This is a genomic window from Streptomyces sp. NPDC040405, from assembly GCF_055595765.1.
Genome location: NZ_JBVIVI010000014.1, coordinates 158608 through 180390 on the forward strand (window position 1 = coordinate 158608; position 21783 = coordinate 180390).

21 protein-coding genes and 2 pseudogenes are annotated in these 21783 nt (G+C 71.5%); 18 read left to right on the plus strand and 5 right to left on the minus strand.

The genetic code is table 11. From position 1 onward, the window contains the following. Positions 1-72 precede the first annotated feature (72 nt). From pdhA to ACZ59A_RS38555, 5 genes are all read left to right on the plus strand, one after another. Positions 73-1008: a pyruvate dehydrogenase (acetyl-transferring) E1 component subunit alpha gene (pdhA, locus tag ACZ59A_RS38535; RefSeq protein WP_470968880.1), complete on the plus strand. Its 936-nt coding sequence runs from the start codon at positions 73-75 to the stop codon at positions 1006-1008. A 4-nt stretch (positions 1009-1012) separates the two neighbouring features. Beyond that, on the plus strand, positions 1013-2008 hold the full coding sequence (locus ACZ59A_RS38540) for an alpha-ketoacid dehydrogenase subunit beta (RefSeq protein ID WP_470968804.1): 996 nt from the start codon (positions 1013-1015) through the stop codon (positions 2006-2008). 2 nt (positions 2009-2010) lie between these two features. Beyond that, positions 2011-3375, plus strand: a complete 1365-nt coding sequence (locus ACZ59A_RS38545) for a dihydrolipoamide acetyltransferase family protein (RefSeq protein WP_470968807.1) — start codon at positions 2011-2013, stop codon at positions 3373-3375. After that, positions 3372-3617, plus strand: a complete 246-nt coding sequence (locus tag ACZ59A_RS38550) for an acyl carrier protein (protein WP_470968809.1) — start codon at positions 3372-3374, stop codon at positions 3615-3617. The genes ACZ59A_RS38545 and ACZ59A_RS38550 overlap by 4 nt, the downstream gene beginning before the upstream one ends. Before the next feature lie 582 nt (positions 3618-4199). After that, on the plus strand, positions 4200-4478 hold the full coding sequence (locus ACZ59A_RS38555; RefSeq protein ID WP_470968882.1) for a DUF1540 domain-containing protein: 279 nt from the start codon (positions 4200-4202) through the stop codon (positions 4476-4478). A 28-nt stretch (positions 4479-4506) separates the two neighbouring features. On the opposite strand, the gene ACZ59A_RS38560 is transcribed toward ACZ59A_RS38555, so the two are convergent. From ACZ59A_RS38560 to ACZ59A_RS38570, 3 genes are all read right to left on the minus strand, one after another. Further along, on the minus strand, positions 4507-5871 hold the full coding sequence (locus ACZ59A_RS38560; protein ID WP_470968811.1) for a nicotinate phosphoribosyltransferase: 1365 nt from the start codon (positions 5869-5871) through the stop codon (positions 4507-4509). Positions 5872-6168: 297 nt separating this feature from the next. Beyond that, positions 6169-6378 (minus strand): hypothetical protein, encoded by a 210-nt coding sequence (locus ACZ59A_RS38565; RefSeq protein WP_470968814.1) that lies wholly within the window; start codon positions 6376-6378, stop codon positions 6169-6171. 45 nt (positions 6379-6423) lie between these two features. Then, entirely contained in the window at positions 6424-7224 is an 801-nt protein-coding gene (locus tag ACZ59A_RS38570; RefSeq protein WP_470968817.1) for a ribosome hibernation promotion factor, read from the minus strand. Between the two features lie 350 nt (positions 7225-7574). Between ACZ59A_RS38570 and ACZ59A_RS38575 the strand changes: the two genes are divergently transcribed. The 13 genes from ACZ59A_RS38575 to ACZ59A_RS38635 all read left to right on the plus strand — a co-directional run bounded on the left by ACZ59A_RS38575 (position 7575) and on the right by ACZ59A_RS38635 (position 20484). Then, entirely contained in the window at positions 7575-8051 is a 477-nt protein-coding gene (locus tag ACZ59A_RS38575; RefSeq protein ID WP_470968819.1) for an Hsp20/alpha crystallin family protein, read from the plus strand. 255 nt (positions 8052-8306) lie between these two features. After that, entirely contained in the window at positions 8307-9191 is an 885-nt protein-coding gene (locus ACZ59A_RS38580) for a universal stress protein (RefSeq protein WP_470968822.1), read from the plus strand. Between the two features lie 373 nt (positions 9192-9564). Next, positions 9565-10719: a 4Fe-4S dicluster domain-containing protein gene (locus tag ACZ59A_RS38585; RefSeq protein ID WP_470968824.1), complete on the plus strand. Its 1155-nt coding sequence runs from the start codon at positions 9565-9567 to the stop codon at positions 10717-10719. Beyond that, on the plus strand, positions 10716-11171 hold the full coding sequence (locus ACZ59A_RS38590; RefSeq protein ID WP_470968827.1) for a cyclic nucleotide-binding domain-containing protein: 456 nt from the start codon (positions 10716-10718) through the stop codon (positions 11169-11171). Before ACZ59A_RS38585 ends, ACZ59A_RS38590 begins: the two co-directional genes overlap by 4 nt. Then, on the plus strand, positions 11168-11980 hold the full coding sequence (locus ACZ59A_RS38595; RefSeq protein WP_470968828.1) for an FAD/NAD(P)-binding protein: 813 nt from the start codon (positions 11168-11170) through the stop codon (positions 11978-11980). Before ACZ59A_RS38590 ends, ACZ59A_RS38595 begins: the two co-directional genes overlap by 4 nt. Before the next feature lies 1 nt (position 11981). After that, the gene (locus tag ACZ59A_RS38600) at positions 11982-12824 is read left to right on the plus strand and encodes an NADH-quinone oxidoreductase subunit B family protein (protein WP_470968830.1); all 843 of its coding nucleotides are present in this window, start codon (positions 11982-11984) and stop codon (positions 12822-12824) included. After that, complete coding sequence (locus tag ACZ59A_RS38605; protein ID WP_470968833.1) at positions 12821-14182, plus strand: Ni/Fe hydrogenase subunit alpha; 1362 nt, start codon at positions 12821-12823, stop codon at positions 14180-14182. The genes ACZ59A_RS38600 and ACZ59A_RS38605 overlap by 4 nt, the downstream gene beginning before the upstream one ends. Further along, positions 14179-14688: a hydrogenase maturation protease gene (locus ACZ59A_RS38610; RefSeq protein ID WP_470968835.1), complete on the plus strand. Its 510-nt coding sequence runs from the start codon at positions 14179-14181 to the stop codon at positions 14686-14688. The genes ACZ59A_RS38605 and ACZ59A_RS38610 overlap by 4 nt, the downstream gene beginning before the upstream one ends. A gap of 187 nt (positions 14689-14875) precedes the next feature. Then, a complete protein-coding gene (gene hypF, locus ACZ59A_RS38615) occupies positions 14876-17197 on the plus strand; it encodes a carbamoyltransferase HypF (RefSeq protein WP_470968838.1) in 2322 nt (773 codons plus the stop codon). 18 nt (positions 17198-17215) lie between these two features. Further along, complete coding sequence (locus ACZ59A_RS38620) at positions 17216-17515, plus strand: HypC/HybG/HupF family hydrogenase formation chaperone (RefSeq protein ID WP_470968840.1); 300 nt, start codon at positions 17216-17218, stop codon at positions 17513-17515. After that, positions 17512-18633: a hydrogenase formation protein HypD gene (gene hypD, locus ACZ59A_RS38625; RefSeq protein ID WP_470968842.1), complete on the plus strand. Its 1122-nt coding sequence runs from the start codon at positions 17512-17514 to the stop codon at positions 18631-18633. The genes ACZ59A_RS38620 and hypD overlap by 4 nt, the downstream gene beginning before the upstream one ends. Positions 18634-18688: 55 nt before the next feature. Continuing rightward, the gene (gene hypE / locus ACZ59A_RS38630) at positions 18689-19678 is read left to right on the plus strand and encodes a hydrogenase expression/formation protein HypE (RefSeq protein ID WP_470968885.1); all 990 of its coding nucleotides are present in this window, start codon (positions 18689-18691) and stop codon (positions 19676-19678) included. A gap of 134 nt (positions 19679-19812) precedes the next feature. After that, a complete protein-coding gene (locus ACZ59A_RS38635) occupies positions 19813-20484 on the plus strand; it encodes a CBS domain-containing protein (RefSeq protein WP_470968845.1) in 672 nt (223 codons plus the stop codon). A gap of 29 nt (positions 20485-20513) precedes the next feature. Here ACZ59A_RS38635 and ACZ59A_RS38640 read toward each other — a convergent pair. Together ACZ59A_RS38640 and ACZ59A_RS38645 are read right to left on the minus strand one after the other, a co-directional pair. Further along, positions 20514-21507 (minus strand): annotated as a pseudogene (locus ACZ59A_RS38640) (Acg family FMN-binding oxidoreductase). Positions 21508-21533: 26 nt separating this feature from the next. Further along, positions 21534-21737: pseudogene (locus ACZ59A_RS38645) on the minus strand (DUF1918 domain-containing protein); the annotation flags it as partial. Positions 21738-21783 lie beyond the last annotated feature (46 nt).

The window sequence follows — 21783 nt, forward strand, 5'->3', positions numbered from 1 at the left end:
GTGCGAAAGAGCGGCGAGGGTTCTTCCGCCGGCCGGCCCGGGGCCGCACACCGCCGCGACCTGTTGCACGCCATGCTGCGCATACGCCGCTTCGAGGAGCGGTGCGTCGAGCTGTACAGCGCCGCGAAGATCCGGGGATTCGTCCACCTCTACATCGGGGAGGAGGCCGTTGCCGTCGGCGTCAACGAGGCTCTGACCCCGGACGACGCGGTGGTTTCCACGTATCGGGAGCACGGCCACGCACTCGCCCGCGGTATTCCGGCCGAAGCCGTCATGGCCGAGATGTACGGCAGGACGACCGGGTGCAGCGGGGGCCGTGGCGGGTCCATGCACCTCTTCGACGCCAGCCGCCGGTTCTACGGCGGGAACGCGATCGTCGCCGGCGGGATTCCGCTGGCTGCCGGGCTCGCGCTGGCCGACCGGATGCGCGGACAGCCTCTCGTCACCTGTTGCTTCTTCGGTGATGGCGCGTTCGCGGAGGGCGAGTTCCACGAGACCGCGAACCTCGCCGCGCTGTGGAATCTGCCGCTGCTCCTTGTCTGTGAGAACAACCGGTACGCCATGGGTACGGCCCTGGAGCGCCACGAGGCACAGACCGACCTTGCCTTGCGCGCCGCCTCGTACGGCATGGTCTCCTGGGCCGTGGACGGCATGGACGCCGAGGCCGTCGAATCCGCGGCCCGCCGGGCCGCCGAGGCGATCCGTGCGGGCGCCGGACCCCACTTCCTCGAACTGCGTACCTACCGGTTCCGGGCGCACTCGATGTACGACCCGGACCGTTACCGCGACAAGGCGGAGATCGAGCAGTGGAAGGCACAGGACCCGATCGGGCGGCTCACGGACCGGATGCGCGACCGCGGCGAACTGGACGACGAGGAGCTGGCCGCGTGGCAACGCCGGGTCGGCGATGAGGTGGACCGCGCGGTCGAAGCGGCCGAACGGGCGCCGGAGGAGCCGGCCGAGAGCCTGCTGCGCCATGTCACCAGCGCACCGGCGGAGGTGAGCTGAGGCCATGGGAACCAGCCGGACGGATGAGCGGAAGACCACCTACCGGGAAGCGCTGCGCGAGGCCCTCCGCGAGGCCATGCGCTCCGACGACCGCGTGTTCCTGATGGGGGAGGACGTGGGACGGTACGGCGGTTGTTTCGGCGTCAGCCTCGGACTGTTGGAGGAGTTCGGACCGGAGCGGGTCCGCGACACCCCGCTGTCGGAGTCCGCGTTCGTCGGCGCGGGCATCGGCGCCGCTCTGGCCGGGATGCGGCCGATCGTCGAGATCATGACCGTGAACTTCAGTCTGCTCGCCCTTGACCAGATCCTCAACAACGCCGCCACCCTGCTCCACATGTCCGGCGGTCAGTTGCCCGTTCCCCTGGTGATCCGCATGACGACGGGGGCGGGCCGTCAGCTCGCGGCGCAGCACTCGCACAGCCTGGAGGGCTGGTACGCCCACATTCCCGGCATCCGGGTGGTCGCCCCGGCGACCCTTGAGGACGCACGCCACATGCCGGCCGCCGCGCTGGCCGACCCCGACCCGGTCCTGATTTTCGAGCACGGCGTTCTCTACAACGCCTCGGGCGAGCTCGGCCCGCCCGCCGCGCCGGTGGACCTGGACCACGCCGCGGTCCGCAGACCCGGCACCGACATCTCCCTGATCACCTATGGCGGTTCGCTGCCCAAGGTGCTCATGGCAGCCGACGAGCTGGCCGCCGAAGGCATCAGCGCAGAGGTGGTCGACCTGCGGACACTGCGGCCACTCGACGGAGAGACCATCGCCGCCTCGGTGACCCGTACGCACCGTGCGGTGGTCGTCGACGAAGCCTGGCGCACCGGCAGCCTGGCCGCCGAAGTGTCCGCACGGATCGCCGAGGGTTCGTTCTACGAACTGGACGCGCCCGTCGAACGGGTGTGCAGCGCCGAGTGCCCCATGCCCTATGCCCGACGGCTGGAGGAGGCCGCGTTGCCGCAGGCCGCCGATGTCGTGGCGGCGGCGCACCGGGCGGTGGACTGACCGTGGCCGAGTTCACCATGCCGTCACTGGGAGCCGACATGGACGAGGGCACGCTCCAGGAGTGGCTGGTGCGCCCCGGCGAGGGAGTCCGGAGGGGTGATGCGGTCGCGGTGGTCGAAACCGCGAAGTCCTTGATCGAAGTCGAGTGCTTCGAGACCGGAACAGTGGGAAAGCTGCTGGTCGAGCCAGGAACGACGGTGCCCGTGGGCACCCCGCTCGCGCTGATCGAAACGGCGGCGGGGGAACCGGAGGAGCCCGGGAGGAAACGGCCGCACCGCCGCAAGCCGAAGGTCACGCCCCCACCGGAACCGGTCCCGCCACCCCCGCCCGAGCCGGTCTCCGCCGATGTCCACGAGCCGCCCGCCGCCCGTCCCCCCGAAGGGCACGCCCCTCATGAAGCCGTGCCCCTGGTCCGGCAACTGGCGCAAGAGCGTGGCGTCGACCTGGAGGCCCTCCTCGGCTCGGGGCCCCAGGGGCGCATCACCCGCGCCGATGTCGAGCGGGCCGCCGCCCGGGGGTCACGCGTGCGGATCACCCCGCTCGCGCGACGGCTGGCCGGTGAACTGGGAGTTGACCTCGCCGCCGTGACGGGGACCGGTAAGAACGGCGCTGTCCGGGCCGATGACGTACGCAAGGCTGCCCCCGGTCCCGTAGCCGCCCCGGTGAGCGGCCGCGCGGCACCGGTGCGCACGGCTGACGACCGAGCCGGAACCATGCGCCGGACGATCGCCGGCCTGATGGCGCGTTCCAAACGGGACATCCCGCACTACTACCTGTCCACGACCGTCGACATGGCCACCGCGATGGACTGGCTGCGTGAGCACAACAGGCGCAGTCCGGTGGGTGAGCGGCTGCTCCCCGCGGCCCTGCTGCTGAAGGCCACGGCCCTGGCGGCGCGGGAAGTGCCCGAGCTGAACGGTTTCTGGACCGACGACCACTTCACCGCGGGTGATGGTGTGCATCTGGGCGTGGCGGTCTCCCTGCGCGGTGGCGGACTCGTCGCCCCCGCGCTGCACGACGCCGACACACTTGCCCTCCCGCAATTGATGGCCGGACTGAAGGACCTGGTCACCCGGGCCCGTGAGGGGCGGCTGCGCGGGTCCGAGGTCTCCGACCCCACCGTTACCGTCACCAACCTCGGTGATCAGGGCGTGGAAGCTGTCTTCGGCGTGATCTACCCGCCGCAAGTGGCCCTCATCGGGTTCGGACGCGTCGTCGACCGCCCATCGTCGGTCGACGGACTGCTGGGCGTGCGGCCGACGGTCACTGCCACCCTGTCCGCCGACCACCGGGCGACCGACGGCGCCATCGGGGCCCGCTGTCTGACCGCGATCGACCGTTTCCTGCAGCATCCGGAGGAGCTGTGAACCGCACCGAAGCAGTCGACGTCGTCAAGGAGTCCCTTACGCAGGTCGTGCCCGGTGCCGACCTCGCCGCACTGCGCCCAGGCACCCCCTTCCGCGAGGCCCTCGAACTCGATTCGCTGGACTTCCTGAGATTCATCGAGATGCTCAGCGAGCGCACGGGAGTCCGCATCGAGGACGAGGACACGCCGCGGCTCACCACACTGTCCGGCTGCGCCGACTTCCTCACCTCTGGCACGGGGTGAGTTCCGAGGACAGGAGACGGCTGACGTCGCGCCTCGCGGTGCGCGCGGCGGCGTCCCAGGGCCGCCGACCGGCGTCGGAGTCGGGGGCTGCTGGTGTGGACGTGGACCTGGCACCACTCCGTGCGCCCCTACCCGCCGCCCGAGTATGACGGTCCGCCGGAGCGGCCCCGCCGTCGCCGCACCGCGGACGCGGAGGAGTTGGGGGACCACCTGCGGTAGCTGGAAGCAAGGCAATGACTGATCCGATCGTGGTCGGGGTCGACGGCTCCGGCCGCAGCCTGCGTGCCCTGGTGTGGGCCGCGCACTCCGCCGCGCTGCACCACTGCCCCGTCACAGGAGCCGCGGCGGCATGCCGCACGCCGCCCGGCACCCCGCCAGGGCCGCTGCCGCGAGGGACGCCGTCCGTTCAGGGCACCCGGGACGGTCCAGGCGCGGTTGCCCCGTTCGGAGGAAGTCCGCCGGTCGTCGGCGGCGCTGACGACCAGGCTCGACCAGGTGGGCCCATGCTCACATCAGCCGCTTGCCGCTCGTCGTCGACGAGCCGCAGAGACCTGCCGATACGAGGAGACCGTCATCGTGGAAATGCCCGTCGTGAGCGAATGCGCGGTCGAGGACTGCGCCTACAACAGGGACCGCGCCTGCCACGCTCTGGCCATCACCGTGGGCGACCCCGGTCACGCACACTGCGATACCTTCTTCACCTCCCCGGCCAAGGGCGGCGACGCGTCCGCCACCGGCCGGGTCGGCGCCTGCAAGATGTCCGACTGCCGGCACAACGCCAACTTCGAATGCCGTGCCCCCGGCATCACCGTCGGCTACCAGCAGACCGAAGCCGACTGCCTGACCTACGCACCCGCCTGAGCTCCATGGGGTGGCCGCGGGCATTGCTTCAGACGCGGTCAAGCCGATGCGGATCGCTACGGAGGCCGGTGGCAGTGCGCCTCTGGATACGGTCGCGTACCTGCCGGGAGAGTGCGGTCAGTGATGCGGACTGGACGGCTTCCGGCGCGATCGGGTGCTCGATGAGCCGGGCTGCGTGCGGGAGGTCGGCCAGATCGGCGGTCAAGCGCGTGTGGCCCTCCTCGAGTGTGGGGCGGGGGACAGTGCGCCGTCCGTGCCGCATCACGGTTTCCAGCAGGGGCGTGCTGTGAGGTGGAGGCGGTTCGTCGCGGAGGGCGATCAGATCGGGGTGTCCCGGACGGCGGTAGACCTGTTTGGGTCCCGGAGCGGTCACCTTGGCCGTAGAGAGTTTCATGACCGGCCGACCGTCGTACTGGACCATCTTGTACGCGGAGTCCAGGTACGGGGCGTCCGCCGAGACGCCGACCCGCGTCCCTACCGCGTAGACGTCGATCGGAGCCTGGGACCGGACCAGCCGGTCCACCGCGTGCTCGTCGAGGCTGCCACTGGCGATGATGCGCACCTCCGGCAGTCCGGCGGCGTCCAGGATCGCGCGGGCCGTGGCCGCCAGCGAGCCGAGGTCGCCGCTGTCCAGCCGTACGGCCGAGCCGGGGCCGCGTCCCAGGTCGCTCAGCACGCGTGCCGCCGTGCGGACGCCTTGCTTGGTGTCGTACGTGTCCACCAGCAGGGTCACCGGTCCGGGATGGGTACGGGCGAAGACGCGGAACGCCTCCTCCTCCGACGCGAACGCCTCCACGAACGAGTGGGCCATCGTGCCGACGGCCGGCAGACCGCAGGCGGCTGCCGCGGCCACGTTGCTGGTCCCCGCGAACCCCACCATCGCGCCGAGCCTGGCGCACTGGAATCCTGCCTCCGGTCCGTGCGTCCGCCGCAGGGAGAAGTCCACGACAGGGTGGCCCGCCGCAGCGAGCACACAGCGCGCGGCCTTCGAGGCGATCGCCGTCTGGTGGCTGAGCTGGTTGAGGACGTACGTTTCCACCAGCTGCGCCTGGGGGAGCGGGGCCGTGATCTCCAGCAGTGGTTCCCCCGCGAGCGCGATCCGCCCCTCGGGCATCGCCCTTACCTCGCCGGTGAACTCCAGGCCGGTCAGAGCCGCCAGGTCCCGGGACGGACGGTGCAGCACCTCCGCGAAGGTGCGCGCGTCCTCGGATCTGACGCGAAAGGCGGAGAGGAAGCCCAGAGCCGACTCCAGACCCGCACTGACCAGGAAACCACGGTCGGGCGGCAGGTCCCGGACGAAGAGGCTGAACGTGGCCGGGGCCGTCATGCCCTCGTCCAGGTACGCCATCGCCATCGTGACCTCGTAGAGGTCGGTCGTGGTCGCGTCGGACATGTCCCTCACCGCCTCGTCTCCGGACCCGCCCTCCCATGATCGGACGGGTGGGAACGGACGCGCCATGGGCCGAAGGCCCCGCCGACCCTGCCGACCGGGCCCAAGGCGCTTCCGCCTGGGCCACTATGAGGGACTTCGGCGGACCGCACCTCGGTCCCCGGGGCACGCTGCCCGATCCCCCGGTCCTCTCTGAACGAGTGAGCAGGGCCGTGTCGGCCAGGACGTAGGGAAGCTGTTCCGGCAGCCGGAGGGCGACGGTGTGGCCGCTGGGTGTCGTCTCGCGGCGCGACAGCGCGGCTACAGTCCCTGGGAGAGCAGGAGCTCGTGGGCGAGTCGTGCGCCGTGTGCCGCTTCCTCGGGCGGAGTGTCCTGGGACGGGATGTTCTCCAATCCGCGGGCGAGTGCCCGCACGGCCTCGGCCAGCGTTGCCGTCTGTGCCTCAAGCTGGCTCAGGCGGGCTTCCAGCCCAGGGGTGGCATCGGCTTCGGGGGTGTGGTTCTGTGCCATGTCGTGGCTCCTTACGGGTTCGGCGGGGCGGTTGTCCCGGGGCCGCTACTCGGTGGGGACTATCAGGCCGTAATGGCCGTCGTAGCGGTGGTACAGGACGTTTCCCCGCCCGGTGGTGTCGTCGGTGAAGAACACGAACGGGAGCCCGGTCATGTCCAGCCGCTGTTTCGCCTCGCCCACGTTCATCCGGGAGGCGGGAACGTCGCTGACGGTGAGCGGCACGGCCACCGGGCCGGCCAGGTGTGGGTGGGGGTGCGCCTGGGCGAGGCGGTAGCCGGTCGGGCCGGACCGGTACAGCACGCTGTCCTCGCCGGTGCCGATGTCGGTGAACAGGTGGAAGCCGTAATCCATCATTTCCATCTCGAAGGCGGCCTCGTCAGGTGACTCGCGGACCAGGGAGAAGGACTTGTGCCGCACGACCTGGCGTTCCTCGGCCGGGCGTGGGAAGTAGTCGGGGCGGTGGGCGGGCTCGTTGCCGTGCCGCCACTCGTGCGGGCCGGGCGCGGGTCTGCGACCTCGGCGAGCCTCCCAGCGCTCCTCCAGGCGCTCCAGCCGTGTGGCGAGCCGGTCCTGGAGCAGGTCGATGGCCTCGGTCATGGTTGCGGAGGCGACGTGTGCGCGGGCGGGCTGCCCGTTGACGTCCAGGTTGGCCTGGGCGAGCGCCGGTCGTTCCACGGCGGGGTTGGCCATGTGGGTCAGCTTGATGCGGGCGAACAGGACTGGCCTCCGTGTCCGGCCGATGACTGTGCGTACCTTCTCTCGGGCGTATTCGACGGCGCCGGGCAGCACCTGCCCCCGGGCCTCCACGTGGATCTCAGGAGCGTGCAGTGATGCCGATCGCTTCATGGCACCCTCCTCGCATCGATATATTCCACTTTCCATGCTCATCGCCACAGGCTCTCCGTGCACGGCCAGCGCCCCGCCCCTCGCGGACCGGCTTCCTCGACAGTGGTGCTTCTGGCGCGGAGCAGAAATTGACGTCGGTTCAGCGCCGCAACCGCTATGAGCCGCTCGCTCATGGACCGGCGGTTCGCCGGCCGGGCGCGAAGGAACGACGAGGGCGTGGCTTCCGTGCTTGCCGGGAATCGGGGCAGAGGCGCGTGGCCACGGCCCTCGATGCTCGATTCGCCGGGTCAGGTGGAGGCGCGCACCATGGAAATGATCCGAATCCCGTTGTTTCGCGGAGGTGAACCGCGATGGCACTGCCCATACACCGCCGGCCCGGCCAGTTGCTGGAACGGCCCTTCCACGCGTTGGGCTGGGGTGATCCGATGGCCGCCGAGTTCGACGACATCGTGGAGCGGATGAACCGCTTCCTGGAGGCCACCGGTACCGCGCCCACGGTCAGGGCCTTCCCGCCCCTGGCCGACCTGCGGGAGACGGACGACGCCTACCTCGTCGAGGCGGAGCTGCCCGGGATCAAGCGCGAGGACCTCGACGTCGAAATCAGCCAGCGGGAGCTGTGCATCTCCGGAGAGTACAAAGAACGCGAGGGCGAAGGCGTTCTGCGCCACGGCACCCGGCGCACCGGCCGCTTCGAGTACCGGGCACTGCTGCCGGCCGATGTCAAGGCCGACGAGATCAAGGCAACGCTGGTCGACGGGGTGCTGACCGTCACCGTGCCCAAGGCCCAGGCGGCCAAGCCGCAGCACATTGAGATCACCCAAGCCTGAGCCGGCCGCGGCACCGGCACTGTGGGGGGACGGACGCCCTCGTCCGTCCCGCCAGATGGGAACCATGCCGCTCTCCAGCGCATGCCTCGCACCCCCGCCCGCGAAGGGGCCGACCGGAGCCCATCGGGCCGGGAAGCGCATGTCCGTTCGTGACCACGACCGGCCCCCTGCCCGGACAGAGACGGCTGCCGTGACCGACGCCGCCCGTAGGTCCGGGACGACGAGCCGGTCGAACAACCAACGTGGGAGTCGGCGATGACGCGTACAGGAGGGCTTTCCCCGATCGTGGTCGGTATCGATCCCGACCCCGGCAAACGCACGGCGCTCGCCTGGGCCGCCGACGCGGCGGACCGGCGCCGCCTGCCGCTGCTGCTGGTCCTCGCGCAGAACGTGCCGACCCCCGGCTACCGGCCGACGGGCGGGCCCCCGACCTGGGAGGAGTGGAACGAGGCGCTGCATGCGACGGGGGATCGCCTGCTGAACGAGGCGGTGGAATTCGTCGAGTCCCGGCACCCGCGGGTGCGGGTGTCCGGGCTGCTGGCGGAGGGGCACCCCGCGTGGGTGCTGCGTGAGCAGGCGCAGAACGCCACCGAGGTCGTGCTCGGTTCCTGGCGCCTGAGCGCTCTCCAGGAGCTCTTCGCCTCCGCCGCCGTCACACTGCCGCTCATCGCCCAGGCGCCCTGCCCCGTGGTGGTCGTGCCGGAGCCGGAGCACATCACCCAGCAACAGCCGTACTTCGTGGTCGGAGTCGACGGCAGCCCTCATTCCGCGGCCGCCGTCGACATCGCCTTCGATGAGGCCGCCCGGCGCAACGCCGTCCTGCGGGCCCTCTACGTGTGGCACCCTCCGATGCTCGGAGCCTTGGACGAGGAGGCGGCCGTCCAGGAGTGCCGCCGAGTGCTGTCGGAGACGGTGGCCGGGCGTACCGCCACTCATCCGGAGGTTGAACTGCACCATGAGGTCGTGCGGGGACACCCGGTCCAGGTCCTCACCGAGGCGTCCGAACACGCCCTGGGTCTGATCGTGGGCACACGCGGGCACGGCGGCTTCACCGGCATGCTGCTGGGCTCCGTCAGTCAGGGCGTCCTGCACCACGCGCGCTGCCCGGTCATCACCGTCCCGTACGCGCGCGACCGGTGACCTCGGCCCGAACCGTGCCTCCTCACAGCCCCGGCCGTGGGGCCCGGACGCTCCCGTCCGTTCCCCGGCAGGGGTGCGGCGCACGGTCCGTGTCGGTACGGCACGAGCGACCATGCCGGCGGGGGAGCGGGAGCCGATACGCCCGCAGGGTGGTGCCGATGGTCCGGTCCGGTCCATCACGGCCGTGTCGGAGGCGGACTTCCCGCGCGTCTCACGGGAGATGTGCGCAGATGGGTCCCGCAGGTGTTGACGGCGAGCCCCGAGGCGTCAGGACGCGGGTCCGGCCGGGCGAGGAGGGCACGATGGCATGGACAGTCACCGGCCGCGGCAGCGAGTGCCTGTCGAACGCGGTCGATGGGTGGGGCGGGGCGGAGTGAACACATCGATTTCCTCCCCGGCCGGCGGAGCCGTGCTCGGCAAGGACGGCCTGGCAGCCTTGGTGGACGTACTGCTGACGCGCGGGTTCACCGTGGTCGGCCCCACGGTGCGGGACGGTGCCATCGTGCTGGCCGAGCTGGAGTCGGCCGGCCAATTGCCCTACGGATGGGGCGTGGACCTCGAAGCCGGACGGTACCGGCTGCGGTCGCGGGCGGACGGCGCGGCCTTCGCCAACGCGGCCGGCCCCCAATCGTGGAAGACCTTCCTGCACCCCGCCCGGGTACGTCAGTGGAAGGCCGAGCGGGCGGGCGGCGAGCTGGTCATCGAGACGGACGACACCGCGCCTCCGCGCTTCGCGTTCCTCGGTGTCCGCTCCTGCGATCTGCGGGCCATCGCCATCCAGGACCGGATTCTCACTGCCGGGCCGCACACCGACCCGGTCTATCAGGGCAGGCGGTCCGGGGCGTTCCTGGTGGCGGTCGAGTGCACCGAGCCCGGGGGGACCTGCTTCTGCGTCTCGATGGGCACCGGGCCCGCCGCCGGTCCCGGCTACGACCTGGTGCTGACCGAACTGGTCGACGACGAGGGGCACCGGTTCTGGATCCGCGCGGGTAGCCCCGAGGGGGCCGAGATCCTCGCTGAGCTGCCCTGCGAACCGGCATCCGAGGCCGTCTGCCAGGCCGCCGTGGGCGCCGTCGCGTCCGCGGCCGACCGGATGGGCCGCACGATGCCGGAGACCGACCTCCACCGGCTCATGGCGGAGACGCTGGACGCACCCCGCTGGGACGACGTCGCCTCCCGGTGTCTGACCTGCGGCAACTGCACCATGGTGTGCCCCACCTGCTTCTGCACCACCACCGAGGACGTCACCGACCTGACCGGGGACCACGCCGAACGCTGGCGAGTCTGGGACGTCTGCTTCGACCTGGACTTCTCATACCTGCCGGGCGGACCGGTGCGCGCCTCGCCGCGCAGCCGCTACCGGCAGTGGCTGACCCACAAACTGGGCACCTGGTACGACCAGTTCGGCTCGTCGGGATGTGTCGGCTGCGGGCGGTGCATCGTCTGGTGTCCGGTCGCCATCGACATCACCGAGGAGGCCGCGGCCCTGCACGACTGGACCCGGCGCACGGAGGACGAGCCGCGATGACCGCGTGGCCACTGCTGCTGGACACCCTCCCGCAACTCCAGCGGGAACGGCTGTTCAGCCTCGCCGACGAGCGCGACTTCCGCCCGGACAGCAGGCTGTTCGAGGAGGGCGGCGTCGCCGACCGGTTCTGGCTGATCCGCTCCGGCGAGGTCGCCCTGGACGTGTATGTCCCCGGCCGTCGGCCCCAAGTGGTGGAGACCCTCGGGCCCCGGCAGCAGCTCGGATGGTCGTGGATCTTCCCGCCATACCGCTGGCATCTGGGCGCCCGGGCCTTGGGACCCGTACGGACCTGGGAATTCGACGCCGGCGAGGTGCGTGAGCTGTGCGAGGCCGATCCGGAACTCGGATACGAGCTGATGCTGCGCTGCGCCGCGCTGATCGCCGACCGGCTCCAGGCCACCCGGCTGCGGCTGCTCGACCTGTACACACCGCACGGAAGCATTCCGCCATGACCACCGTGCCCCTGCCCTACCGGGTGAGCGCCGTCTCGGCGGAGAACGCCGACTGCGTCTCGCTGGAGGTGACGCCCACGGGACGGGCGCTGCCCGGCTTCTCACCGGGACGCTTCGCCATGATGTACGCCTTCGGCGTCGGCGAGGTGCCGATCTCGGTGAGCGCGATCCAGGGCGGCCACCGCCTGGTGCACACGGTGCGCGCCGTCGGCGCGGTCACCGGCGCGCTGAGCCGCCTCCGGCCGGGGGACGCGCTGGGCCTGCGCGGCCCTTACGGCACCGGGTGGGATCTCGACGCGGCGGCCGGATCCGACCTCCTGGTGGTCGCGGGCGGTATCGGGCTCGCCCCGCTGCGTCCCGTGGTGCGCCACGTACTCGACCACCCGGAGCGTTACGGCCGCCTTCACGTGCTGATCGGGGCCCGCACACCCGAGGACCTGCTCTACCGGGAGGAACTGGAGGACTGGAGGCGCGCCTCGGCGCAGGTGGACGTCACCGTGGACCGGGCCGGCGTCCGCTGGCGAGGGAGCGTGGGCGTGGTCACCACCCTGCTGGACCGGGTCGAGCCGGCCCCGGACCGGACCACCGCGCTGGTCTGCGGACCCGAGGTGATGATCCGGCACACCGCCCGGGCGCTGCTCGCCCGCGGCCTCCCGGCACACCGCGTCCAGGTGTCGCTGGAGCGGAACATGCGCTGCGGCACCGGCCACTGCGGGCACTGCCAGCTCGGACCGCTGCTGCTGTGCCGGGACGGCCCGGTGATCGGCTACGACCGCGCCCGGCCCCTGCTCGCCGTCAGGGAGCTGTGACATGGAACCCGACCCCCGTCCCTCCCTCGCCGTGTGGAAGTTCGCCTCGTGCGACGGCTGCCAGCTCACCCTGCTCGACTGCGAGGACGAACTGCTGCCGCTCACCGGCCGGGTGCGCGTCGCACACTTCCTGGAGATGTCCGGCGCGGAGGACTCCCGGGAGCCGGCCACCCTCGCGGGGACCGGGCCGTATGACCTCTCCCTGGTGGAGGGGTCCGTCACCACCGCCGAGGACGTCCGGCGCATCCACCACATCCGGCGGATCTCCCGCCGCCTGGTCACCATCGGTGCCTGCGCCACCGCCGGGGGCGTCCAGGCATTGCGTAACTTCGCGGACGTCGAGGAGTTCCGGGCCGCGGTCTACGCCAGCCCGGAGTACATCGCCACCCTGGACACCTCCACCCCCATCTCGGTGCACGTGCCGGTCGACTTCGAGTTGCGCGGCTGCCCGATCGACCGTGGCCAGCTGCTGGAGGTGATCAGCGCGTTTCTGGCCGGGCGAAAGCCGAACGTCCCGGGCCACAGCGTCTGTTTCGAGTGCAAGCGGCGCGGCACGACCTGTATCACCGTGGCGCAGGGCATCCCGTGCCTGGGGCCGGTCACCCACGCCGGGTGCGGCGCCCTGTGCCCCGCCTACGGGCGCGGATGCTACGGCTGCTTCGGGCCGGTCACCCACCCCAATCTGGAGTCCATGGTGCGCCAGCTGCGGCACGACGGCATGACCGAGCGGGACATCGTGCGGGTCTTCCGCACCTTCAACGCGGCCTCACCCGAATACGGCCCCGTACCGGAACTCGCGGCCCAGGAGGTCCCCGAGCCCCCGGCGGAAGAAGGCCCCCGATGAGCCACCGCGGATCCCGTGTTCTGCGTCTGGACGCACTCGCCAGGGTGGAGGGCGAAGCGGCCCTCCACCTGGCCGTCCGCGACGGGGCGGTCGCCGAGGCGCGGTTGCGGATCTACGAGCCGCCGCGTTTCTTCGAAGCGTTCCTGGTCGGCCGCGGCCACCACGAGCCGCCCGACATCACCGCACGGATCTGCGGGATCTGTCCCGTCGCCTACCAGATGACGTCCTGCCAGGCCATCGAACGGGCCTGCGGGGTGACGGTCGACGGCCGGCTCGCGGAGCTGCGGCGGCTGCTCTACTACGGCGAATGGATCGAGAGCCAGTCCCTGCACATCCATCTGCTGCACGCTCCCGACTTCCTCGGCCACCCCAGCGCGGTGGAACTCGCCCGCGAGCACCGCGCGGCGGTGGAACGCGGTCTGCGGATCAAACAAGCGGGCAACGCCATCATGGAGCAGCTCGGCGGCCGCGCCATCCACCCGATCAACGTTCGCGTCGGAGGCTTCTACCGGGTGCCCGCCCCGGCCGAACTGGTTCCCCTGGCCGAGCGGCTGCGCCGGGCACACGACGACGCACTGGAGACCGTGCGCTGGGTGGCCGGCTTCGACTTCCCCGACGCCTCCTACGACGGCCCGCTGCTGGCGATGTGCGACCCCGGCCGGTACACCATCGACTCCGGAACCCCGGCCGTCCTGCCCGCCTCCGCCGACGCGGGCTCGGCCGGCGCCGACCCGGCACGGGCGTTCGCGGTGGAGGAATTCGAGCGCCATGTGGTGGAACACCAGGTCCCTCACTCGACCGCCCTGGTGTCCCGACTGGACGGCCACCACTACCTGACCGGCTCACTGGCCCGCTACGCGGTCAGCGGACAGTGGCTCCACCCCTCGGCCCTCGACGCGGCGCGGGAGGCAGGGCTCGGTGATCCGGCCACCGGCGCGGTGTGCCGCAATCCGTACCGGAGCATCATCGTCCGCGCCGTCGAAGTGGTCCACGCCGTGGCCGAAGCGCTGCGGATCACCGACGCCTACGAGCCGCCGCCGCGGCCGTACGTCGAGGTACCACCCCGCCGGGCGACCGGCTGCGCGGCCACCGAGGCACCACGCGGGCTGCTCTACCACCGCTACGCCATGGACGCGGACGGCAGCCTGACCCTCGCCCGTATCGTGCCGCCCACCGCGCAGAACCAGGCCGCCATCGAAGACGACCTCCGCCGCCAGGTGCAGTCCCGCCTGGACGGGCCGGGGAAGCCGGCCGACGACGGGGAGCTGACGGCACTGTGCGAGCGGGCCGTCCGCAACCACGACCCGTGCATCTCCTGCTCCGCTCACTTCCTGGACCTGACGGTGGAGCACGGATGACGGGCCGGGTGGTGGTCATCGGCGTGGGCAATCCGTTCCGCCGGGACGACGGTGCCGGCCCGGCCGTCATCGAGGCACTGCGTGCCAACCCGCCCAAGGACACGCTGCTGACCGACAGCGATGGCGAGCCCGGCCGGATGCTCGGCCTGTGGCGCCCTCAGGACGCCGTCGTCGTGGTCGAGGTGGTGCACGCCCACCCCGGGCAGCCGGGGCGACTGCACACCCTGACGGCGGAGCAGGCCGCGCGATGCGCCGCACGCTCCGCCAGTACCCACGCTCTCGGGCTCGGCGAGACGTTCGCACTGGCCGCCGCGCTCGGCCGGATGCCCCGAGAGTTGGTGGTGCACGCGGTGGAAGGGGGCGACTTCGGCCTCGGCCGCGGGCTCGGCACCGCGGTGGCCGACGCGCTCCCCGAGCTGATCCGCCACGTGGCCGAGGCCGTCGACGATGCGCACGACCGGCTTCGGCACGCGAGAGCGCTGACCGACGACCGGGGAAGCGCGTAGTCCGCCGCTGGGCAACGTGGTTCGCCGCCTGGGCCGTTCGGGGTGCCGTGGGCCGCCGCGCGGGCGTGGTTTCCCACGGCAGCTGGTCCGGTTCCTAACATGACGGACGGCCTGGGCAGACGGACTTCGTGCCATGGCCGGAACCCCGAACAGGCTCATGACCACACCGGACGGAAGCGCCGTGCCCATGGAGCAGCCATTCGTCGTGTCCCGCTCCGCCGCGGCGGAGCGGGACACGACGAATGGGCCTCATCGGCCGGTCCGACGTCTGGTGGCGGTCGGCGGTGTGGTGCAAGGGGTCGGTTTCCGTCCCTTCGTCCATGCCCTGGCCACCGAACTGGGCCTGTCCGGGCAGGTGGCCAACGACCCAGCGGGGGCTCACATCGAGATCGAGGGGTGTCCCGACGCGGTGGCCGCCTTCTGCCACCGGCTGACGGCGGACGCACCCCCGCTGGCGGACATCGTCTCGGTGGCCACATCCGAGCTGGCACCGACCGGCGCCACCGGCTTCGCGATCGTGGCCTCCACGACGGGCCACGGCCGCACCCTGGTCCCACCCGACGCCGCCACCTGCGACGCCTGCCTGACGGAGCTGGCCGATCCGGCCGACCGCCGCCACCGGCACCCGTTCATCACCTGCACCGACTGCGGCCCGCGCTTCACCATCACCACCGCGACGCCCTACGACCGGGCCACGACCACCATGGCGGCGTTCCCGAAGTGTCCGCACTGCGCGGCGGAGTACACGGACCCGTCCGACCGGCGGTTCCACGCCCAGCCGGTCGCCTGCTGGGCCTGCGGGCCACGCCTGAGACTCACCGGCGCCGTACGCCGGGACGGCGGGGCCGCATCGGCCGAGGCCCGGCGGATGCTGGCGGCCGGAGCGATCCTCGCGGTCAAGGGCATCGGCGGCTACCACCTGGTCTGCGACGCCACCGACCAGACGGCCGTGCGCGAACTACGACGCCGGAAGGCCCGTGGCGACAAGCCGTTCGCCGTGATGACGCCCGATCCCGGCACCGCCGCCCGGCTCGGCCATCTCAGCCCGGGGGAGCGCCGCGTTCTGGTGGGGCGGTCCCGTCCCATCGTGCTGCTGCGCCGCCGGGACCCGTCTCCGCTCGCACCGCAGGTCTGTCCGGGCAGCCCGGACATCGGGGTCATGCTGCCCTACACCCCTGTGCACCGGCTTCTGTTCGGCCTTCCGGGCGATCCACCCGGCCCCGATGTACTGGTCGTGACCAGCGGAAACATCTCCGGCGAGCCACTGGTCACCGACGACCGGGAGTCGATGCTCCGCCTGGACGGACTGGCCGACGCGTGGCTGTGGCACGACCGGCCCATCGCGGTGGCCTGTGACGACTCGGTGGTCCGGGTCCGCGCGGACGGTTCGCCGCTGCCGATCCGCCGCTCGCGAGGCTACGCCCCGGCGCGGATCCGCCTTCCGGTGGCGGTCCGGCCGACTCTCGCGGTCGGTGGCGACCTGAAGAACACCCTGTGCCTGGCCGATGGCGACTCCGCCTGGCTGTCCGCCCACACCGGCGACTTGGACGGCCCGGCCGCCCAGCGGGCCTTCGAGCGCGCTGAGAGCCATCTGCGGGCGCTCACCGGCGTCGAGCCGGTCCGCGTCGCCGCCGACCGCCACCCCGGCTACCGGTCCACGCGCTGGGCACGCCGCGATGGCCGGCCGCTCACCCTGGTCCAGCATCACCACGCCCACATCGCTTCCGCCATGGCGGAGCACGGACTGGACGAGCCGGTCATCGGTGTCGCCTTCGACGGCACCGGTTACGGTGACGACGGCGCCGTGTGGGGCGGCGAGGTGCTACTGGCCGGCTACGCGGGCTATCGCCGCCTGGCGCATCTGGCGTACGTACCCCTGCCCGGCGGTGACGCGGGGGTGCGCAACCCGTACCGGATGGCCCTCTCGCACCTGCGCGCGGCCGGTATCGCCTGGTCGTCCGACCTGCCGTGTGCGACCGCCTGCTCGCCGGAGGAACTGAGCCTGCTGGACATCCAGTTGGCACGTGGCCTCGGCTGCACGCCGACGTCCAGCGTGGGGCGGCTGTTCGATGCCGTGTCTTCGCTGGTGGGCATCTGCCATCGGGCAGGCTACGAGGCCCAGGCCGCCGTGGAACTGGAGGCCGCGGCGGTGACCGCCGGCCGGGTGCGGGAGGGCTATGCCTTCGAACTCGGCGAGCCCGCGCCGCTGCTGGCGGCGATCGTGGCCGATCTGCGCGCGGGGACGGAGCCCCCACTGATCGCCGCCCGATTCCATCGGGCGGTCGCCGGCGCGGTGCGCGCCGCCTGTCGCACGGCGTACCGGGCCACGGGCGTGCGGACGGTCGTGCTCACCGGCGGGGTGTTCACCAACGCCCTCCTGGACGAGATGTGCACCGCCGGGCTCGCGGAGGACGGGTTCACCGTCGTCCGGCACACGATGGTCCCGCCCGGCGACGGCGGTCTGGCCCTGGGGCAGGCAGTCGTCGCCGCCCGTCTCGCCGACCGTTGAGGAACCGAGGAGGAGCGCATGTGCCTGGCGGTACCCGGCCGCGTGGTCGGCGTCGAGGAACGCGACGGCACGCCGATGGCGCGGGTCGACTTCGGCGGAGTGGTCAAGGACGTCTGTCTGGCCTATCTGCCGGATATCGAAGTGGGCGACTACGCGATCGTGCACGTCGGCTTCGCGATCCAGCGGCTCGACGAGGAGTCGGCCCTGGCCACCCTCCGGCTCTTCGAGGAGATCGGCGCACTGGAGGAGGAGTTCGGCGACGCCTGGGCGCGAGCGGCGGCCGAGGCGGAAAGCCCGCACGAGGAGGAGAACCGGTGAAGTACATCGACGAGTTCCAGGATCCGGACCTGGCCCGGCGGCTCCTGGACGACATCGCCCGGACCGTCACCCGCCCATGGGCGATGATGGAGGTCTGCGGGGGGCAGACCCACTCGATCATCCGGCATGGCATCGACCAGCTGCTGCCCGGGGACATCGAGCTGATCCACGGGCCGGGGTGTCCCGTCTGCGTCACCCCGCTGGAAGTGATCGACAAGGCGCTGGAAATCGCCTCCCGCCCGGACGTGATCTTCTGCTCGTTCGGTGACATGCTCCGGGTGCCGGGGACCGACCGGGACCTGTTCCGCGTCAAGAGCGAGGGCGGTGACGTCCGGGTCGTCTACTCACCGCTGGACGCGCTGCGGGTCGCCCGGCAGACCCCGGACCGGCAGGTGGTGTTCTTCGGCGTCGGCTTCGAGACCACCGCCCCCGCCATCGCCATGACGGCCCATCAGGCAAGGCGGCTCGGCGTCGGCAATTTCAGCCTGCTGGTCTCGCACGTGCGGGTGCCACCGGCCATCGAGGCGATCATGCGGTCGCCGGACTGCCGGGTGCAGGCGTTCCTCGCCGCCGGGCACGTGTGCAGCGTGATGGGCACCAGCGAGTATCCGGCCCTCGCCGACGCCTACCGGGTGCCCATCGTGGTCACCGGTTTCGAGCCGCTGGACATCCTGGACGGCATCCGCAGGGCGGTCCGCCAGCTCGAACGGGGCGAACACCGCGTCGAGAACGCCTACCCGCGCGCCGTGCGCGCGCGGGGCAACCCGGTCGCGCTGGACGTGCTGAGGGAGGTGTTCACCACCACCGACCGTGCCTGGCGAGGTATCGGCACCATTCCGGACAGCGGCTGGCGGCTGTCGGACGCCTACCGCGACTACGACGCCGAGCACCGGTTCGAGGTCACCGGTCTGGTCGCCGAGGAGTCCGCGGTGTGCCGCAGCGGTGAGGTGCTCCAGGGGCTGGTCAAGCCGTACGAGTGCGCGGCCTTCGGCACCACCTGTACGCCACGCACACCGCTGGGCGCCACCATGGTCTCCAGCGAGGGCGCGTGCGCCGCCTACTACCTGTACCGCCGCATGACCATGCCCCGCACGGAGGAGACGACGTCCGTTGACTGACACCACCACCGGCTGGTCCTGTCCGCTGCCACTGCGCGACCACCCGCTGGTGGTCATGGGCCACGGTGGCGGGGGAGCGCTGTCCGCCGAGCTGATCCGGCACCTCTTCCTCCCGGCCTACGGCCCCGGGGTACCGGCAGGGCTCACCGACTCGGCCGCCGTCACGCTCGGCGGCGCCCGGCTGGCCTTCTCGACCGACTCCTACGTCGTCCGCCCGCTGTTCTTCCCCGGCGGCTCCATCGGGGATCTCGCCGTCAACGGCACCGTGAACGACCTCGCCATGAGCGGCGCCGTTCCCGCGTACCTGTCCTGCGCCTTCATCCTGGAGGAGGGTACGGAGCTGGACACCGTCGGCCGCGTCGCACAGGCGCTCGGCGCCGCTGCCCGTACGGCGGGCGTCACCGTCGTCACCGGCGACACCAAGGTGGTCGACTCCGGCCACGGCGACGGCGTGTACGTGAACACGTCGGGGATCGGGCTGATCCCCGACGGTGTGGACATCCGTCCGCAGCGCGCCCGGCCGGGCGACGCGGTGATCGTCAGCGGCCCGATCGGTCAGCACGGCATCGCCATCCTCAGCGTCCGCGAAGGACTGACGTTCGGTACCGAGGTGGCCAGTGACACGGAGCCCCTGGCCGGACTGGTCCAGGCGATGCTCGCCGTCACCCCTGAGATCCATGTCCTACGCGACCCGACGAGAGGTGGCCTGGCCGCCGCGCTCAACGAGATCGCGGCGGCGTCGGACACCGGCGTGGTCCTGGACGAGGGAGCGGTGCCCGTCCCGGACGCGGTGGCGACCGCCTGTATCCTCCTCGGCCTGGACCCCATGTACGTGGCCAATGAGGGCCGTCTGGTGGCATTCGTGCCGCGGCGGCACGCCGAAGCGGTCGTGGACGCGATGCACGCGCACCCCGGCGGACGGGAGGCGGTCGTCATCGGCGAGTGCGTGGCCGAACATCCGGGCATGGTCGTGGCCCGCACCGGCCTCGGCGGAACCCGCATCGTGGACCTCCCGCTCGGTGAGCAACTGCCCCGGATCTGCTGAGCGTGCGACGCAGCTCACGAAGGGTTTCGACCCCCATCGGCCGCCGTTTCCTGTGGCCGGGGGCACCCGCCCGCCGGACACTTGCAGTGGTGGCGCATCAAAGACACCGGAGGAACCGACGCGAGGAGGGGCCCATGCCGGAGACTCCGCACATCGTGAGCGATGTGATGACGCGAACGGTCGTCGCCGTCGGGCGGGACGCGCCGTTCAAGGAAATGGTGCAGACCCTGGGCCAGTGGCATGTGAGTGCCATGCCGGTCCTGGAGGGCGAAGGGCGGGTGATCGGAGTCGTCTCCGAGGCGGACCTGCTGCCCAAGGAGGAGTTCCGGGACAGCGATCCGGGCCGTTTCGAGCAGATGCGGCGCCTGCCCGACCTCGCGAAGGCGAGGGCGGTGACGGCGGAGGAGCTGATGAGCACCCCGGCGGTGACCGTGCACATGGACGCAACGTTGGCCGAAGCAGCGCGGATCATGGCCGTCAGACGGGTCAAGCGGCTTCCCGTGGTCGATGCCGAGGGGAAGCTGCAAGGAATCGTCAGCCGGGGTGATCTGCTGAAGGTCTTCCTCCGGCCGGATGAGGACATCGCGGAGGAAGTCCGCCGCACGGTGGTGTCCTACCTCTTCCCCGGCTTCGGAGACGCCGTCCACGTAACGGTGGACGAGGGCGTGGTCACGCTCAGCGGGCAGCTCGGCGACACCACGCTGATTCCCGTGGCCGCACGCCTCACCCGGGCCGTGGAAGGCGTCGTGGACGTCGAATGCCACTTCAAGGCCGCTGGGCATGCCGAAGCGACGCGCTCGTCCTGAAGGCGGCTCTCGTAGCGACATCAACAGGACTACGGCTCGATGTCCAGTACCTCGTGGACCGGTCGTCGGGGGGTCTGTGTGCCGGGAGGTCCGTAGCCCAGCCGGAGCGCCATCTGCACATACGCCTCGCCCGACATCGGGTCGCGCAGCGGCCAGCGCAGGTCGTGCCATTCCAGGGCCCTGGGTGACGAACGAGGTGGCCAGCCCGTCGAGGGTGGCCCGCAGCAGCACCCGTTCCATCGCCTGGCCGGTGCGCAGCCAGTCCTCGGGCCGGTCGCGGCTGGTGCTCAGCAGGGCCAGGTGGGGGGCGGTCTCGAAATCGGCGTCCGGGCGTCCGGGCATCGGTTTGCCGCCCGCGAAGTCCCGCATGGGGGCCTTGCCCATGCGGCGGCGGGGCCCGAAGGCGTGCTCCGGGACGCCTTCGGTGGCGGGTCGCGTGTCGTCCGCCCGGCGGGTGAAGCGGGCCAGGTCCGCCGCAACACCGGGATCGGTGAGATTGCGGGCTTCGGCCTCCAGCGCCAGGTCCAGGACGGCCTGCAGATGCCAGCCTGACGCGAACGACAGCGATACGTGCTCCCGGTGCGCGGCGTCGGCAAGAGCGGTGCGCACCGGATCGGGTAGGGCCCTCTCGGCGAAGGGGTAACGGCTGGTGTGCCGGGTGTGCACAGCGGGGTACAGGGGCGCCGGATCGTCGTCGCCGTCGTCGAGCGGACCGGTCAGCGCCACAGAGGCCAGCAGCATCGGGTCGGCGGGTACGGGAAGCAAGCGGGTCGCCGTCTGCCAGCCCCGGTGCGCGACCGCGACCCGCAGGTTCATCAGGGCCGCGCCGCAGCCGATGTGCAGGGCGCGCTGTTCCGGATCGGAATGCGGCAGGGAACCCCGGAGGTCTCCGCGTATGTGGAAGACGCGCCTGTCTCGGAAGTGCTGGAACCGCCATGGCTGGGCGTTGTGCATCGAGGGGGCGGCTGCGGCGTCCCGTACCAGCGCCGTGACGACCTCGTCGGACGGCGGTTGAACCCTCACTGATATCCGGGGGCCATGGGGCCCCGAGGTCTTTCCGACGCGTGCTCGATGTGGTGAATGTGTGCGTCCGGGCCGGGGAACACGAGGCTGACTCGATCGGAATCCGACCATCGCACGTCGTAAGGTGGTGTTCCGTCGTCATGATGAAGCCCGATGATCTCACCGTCCCGCCTGGTCGCGCCTGTGGTCGGGCTTTCGACGATCAGTTGGTCACCGACATGGGCACGCATCACTTTTCCGCCTCCCGTCCCCTTCGCTCCTTCCTCCACCATGGCA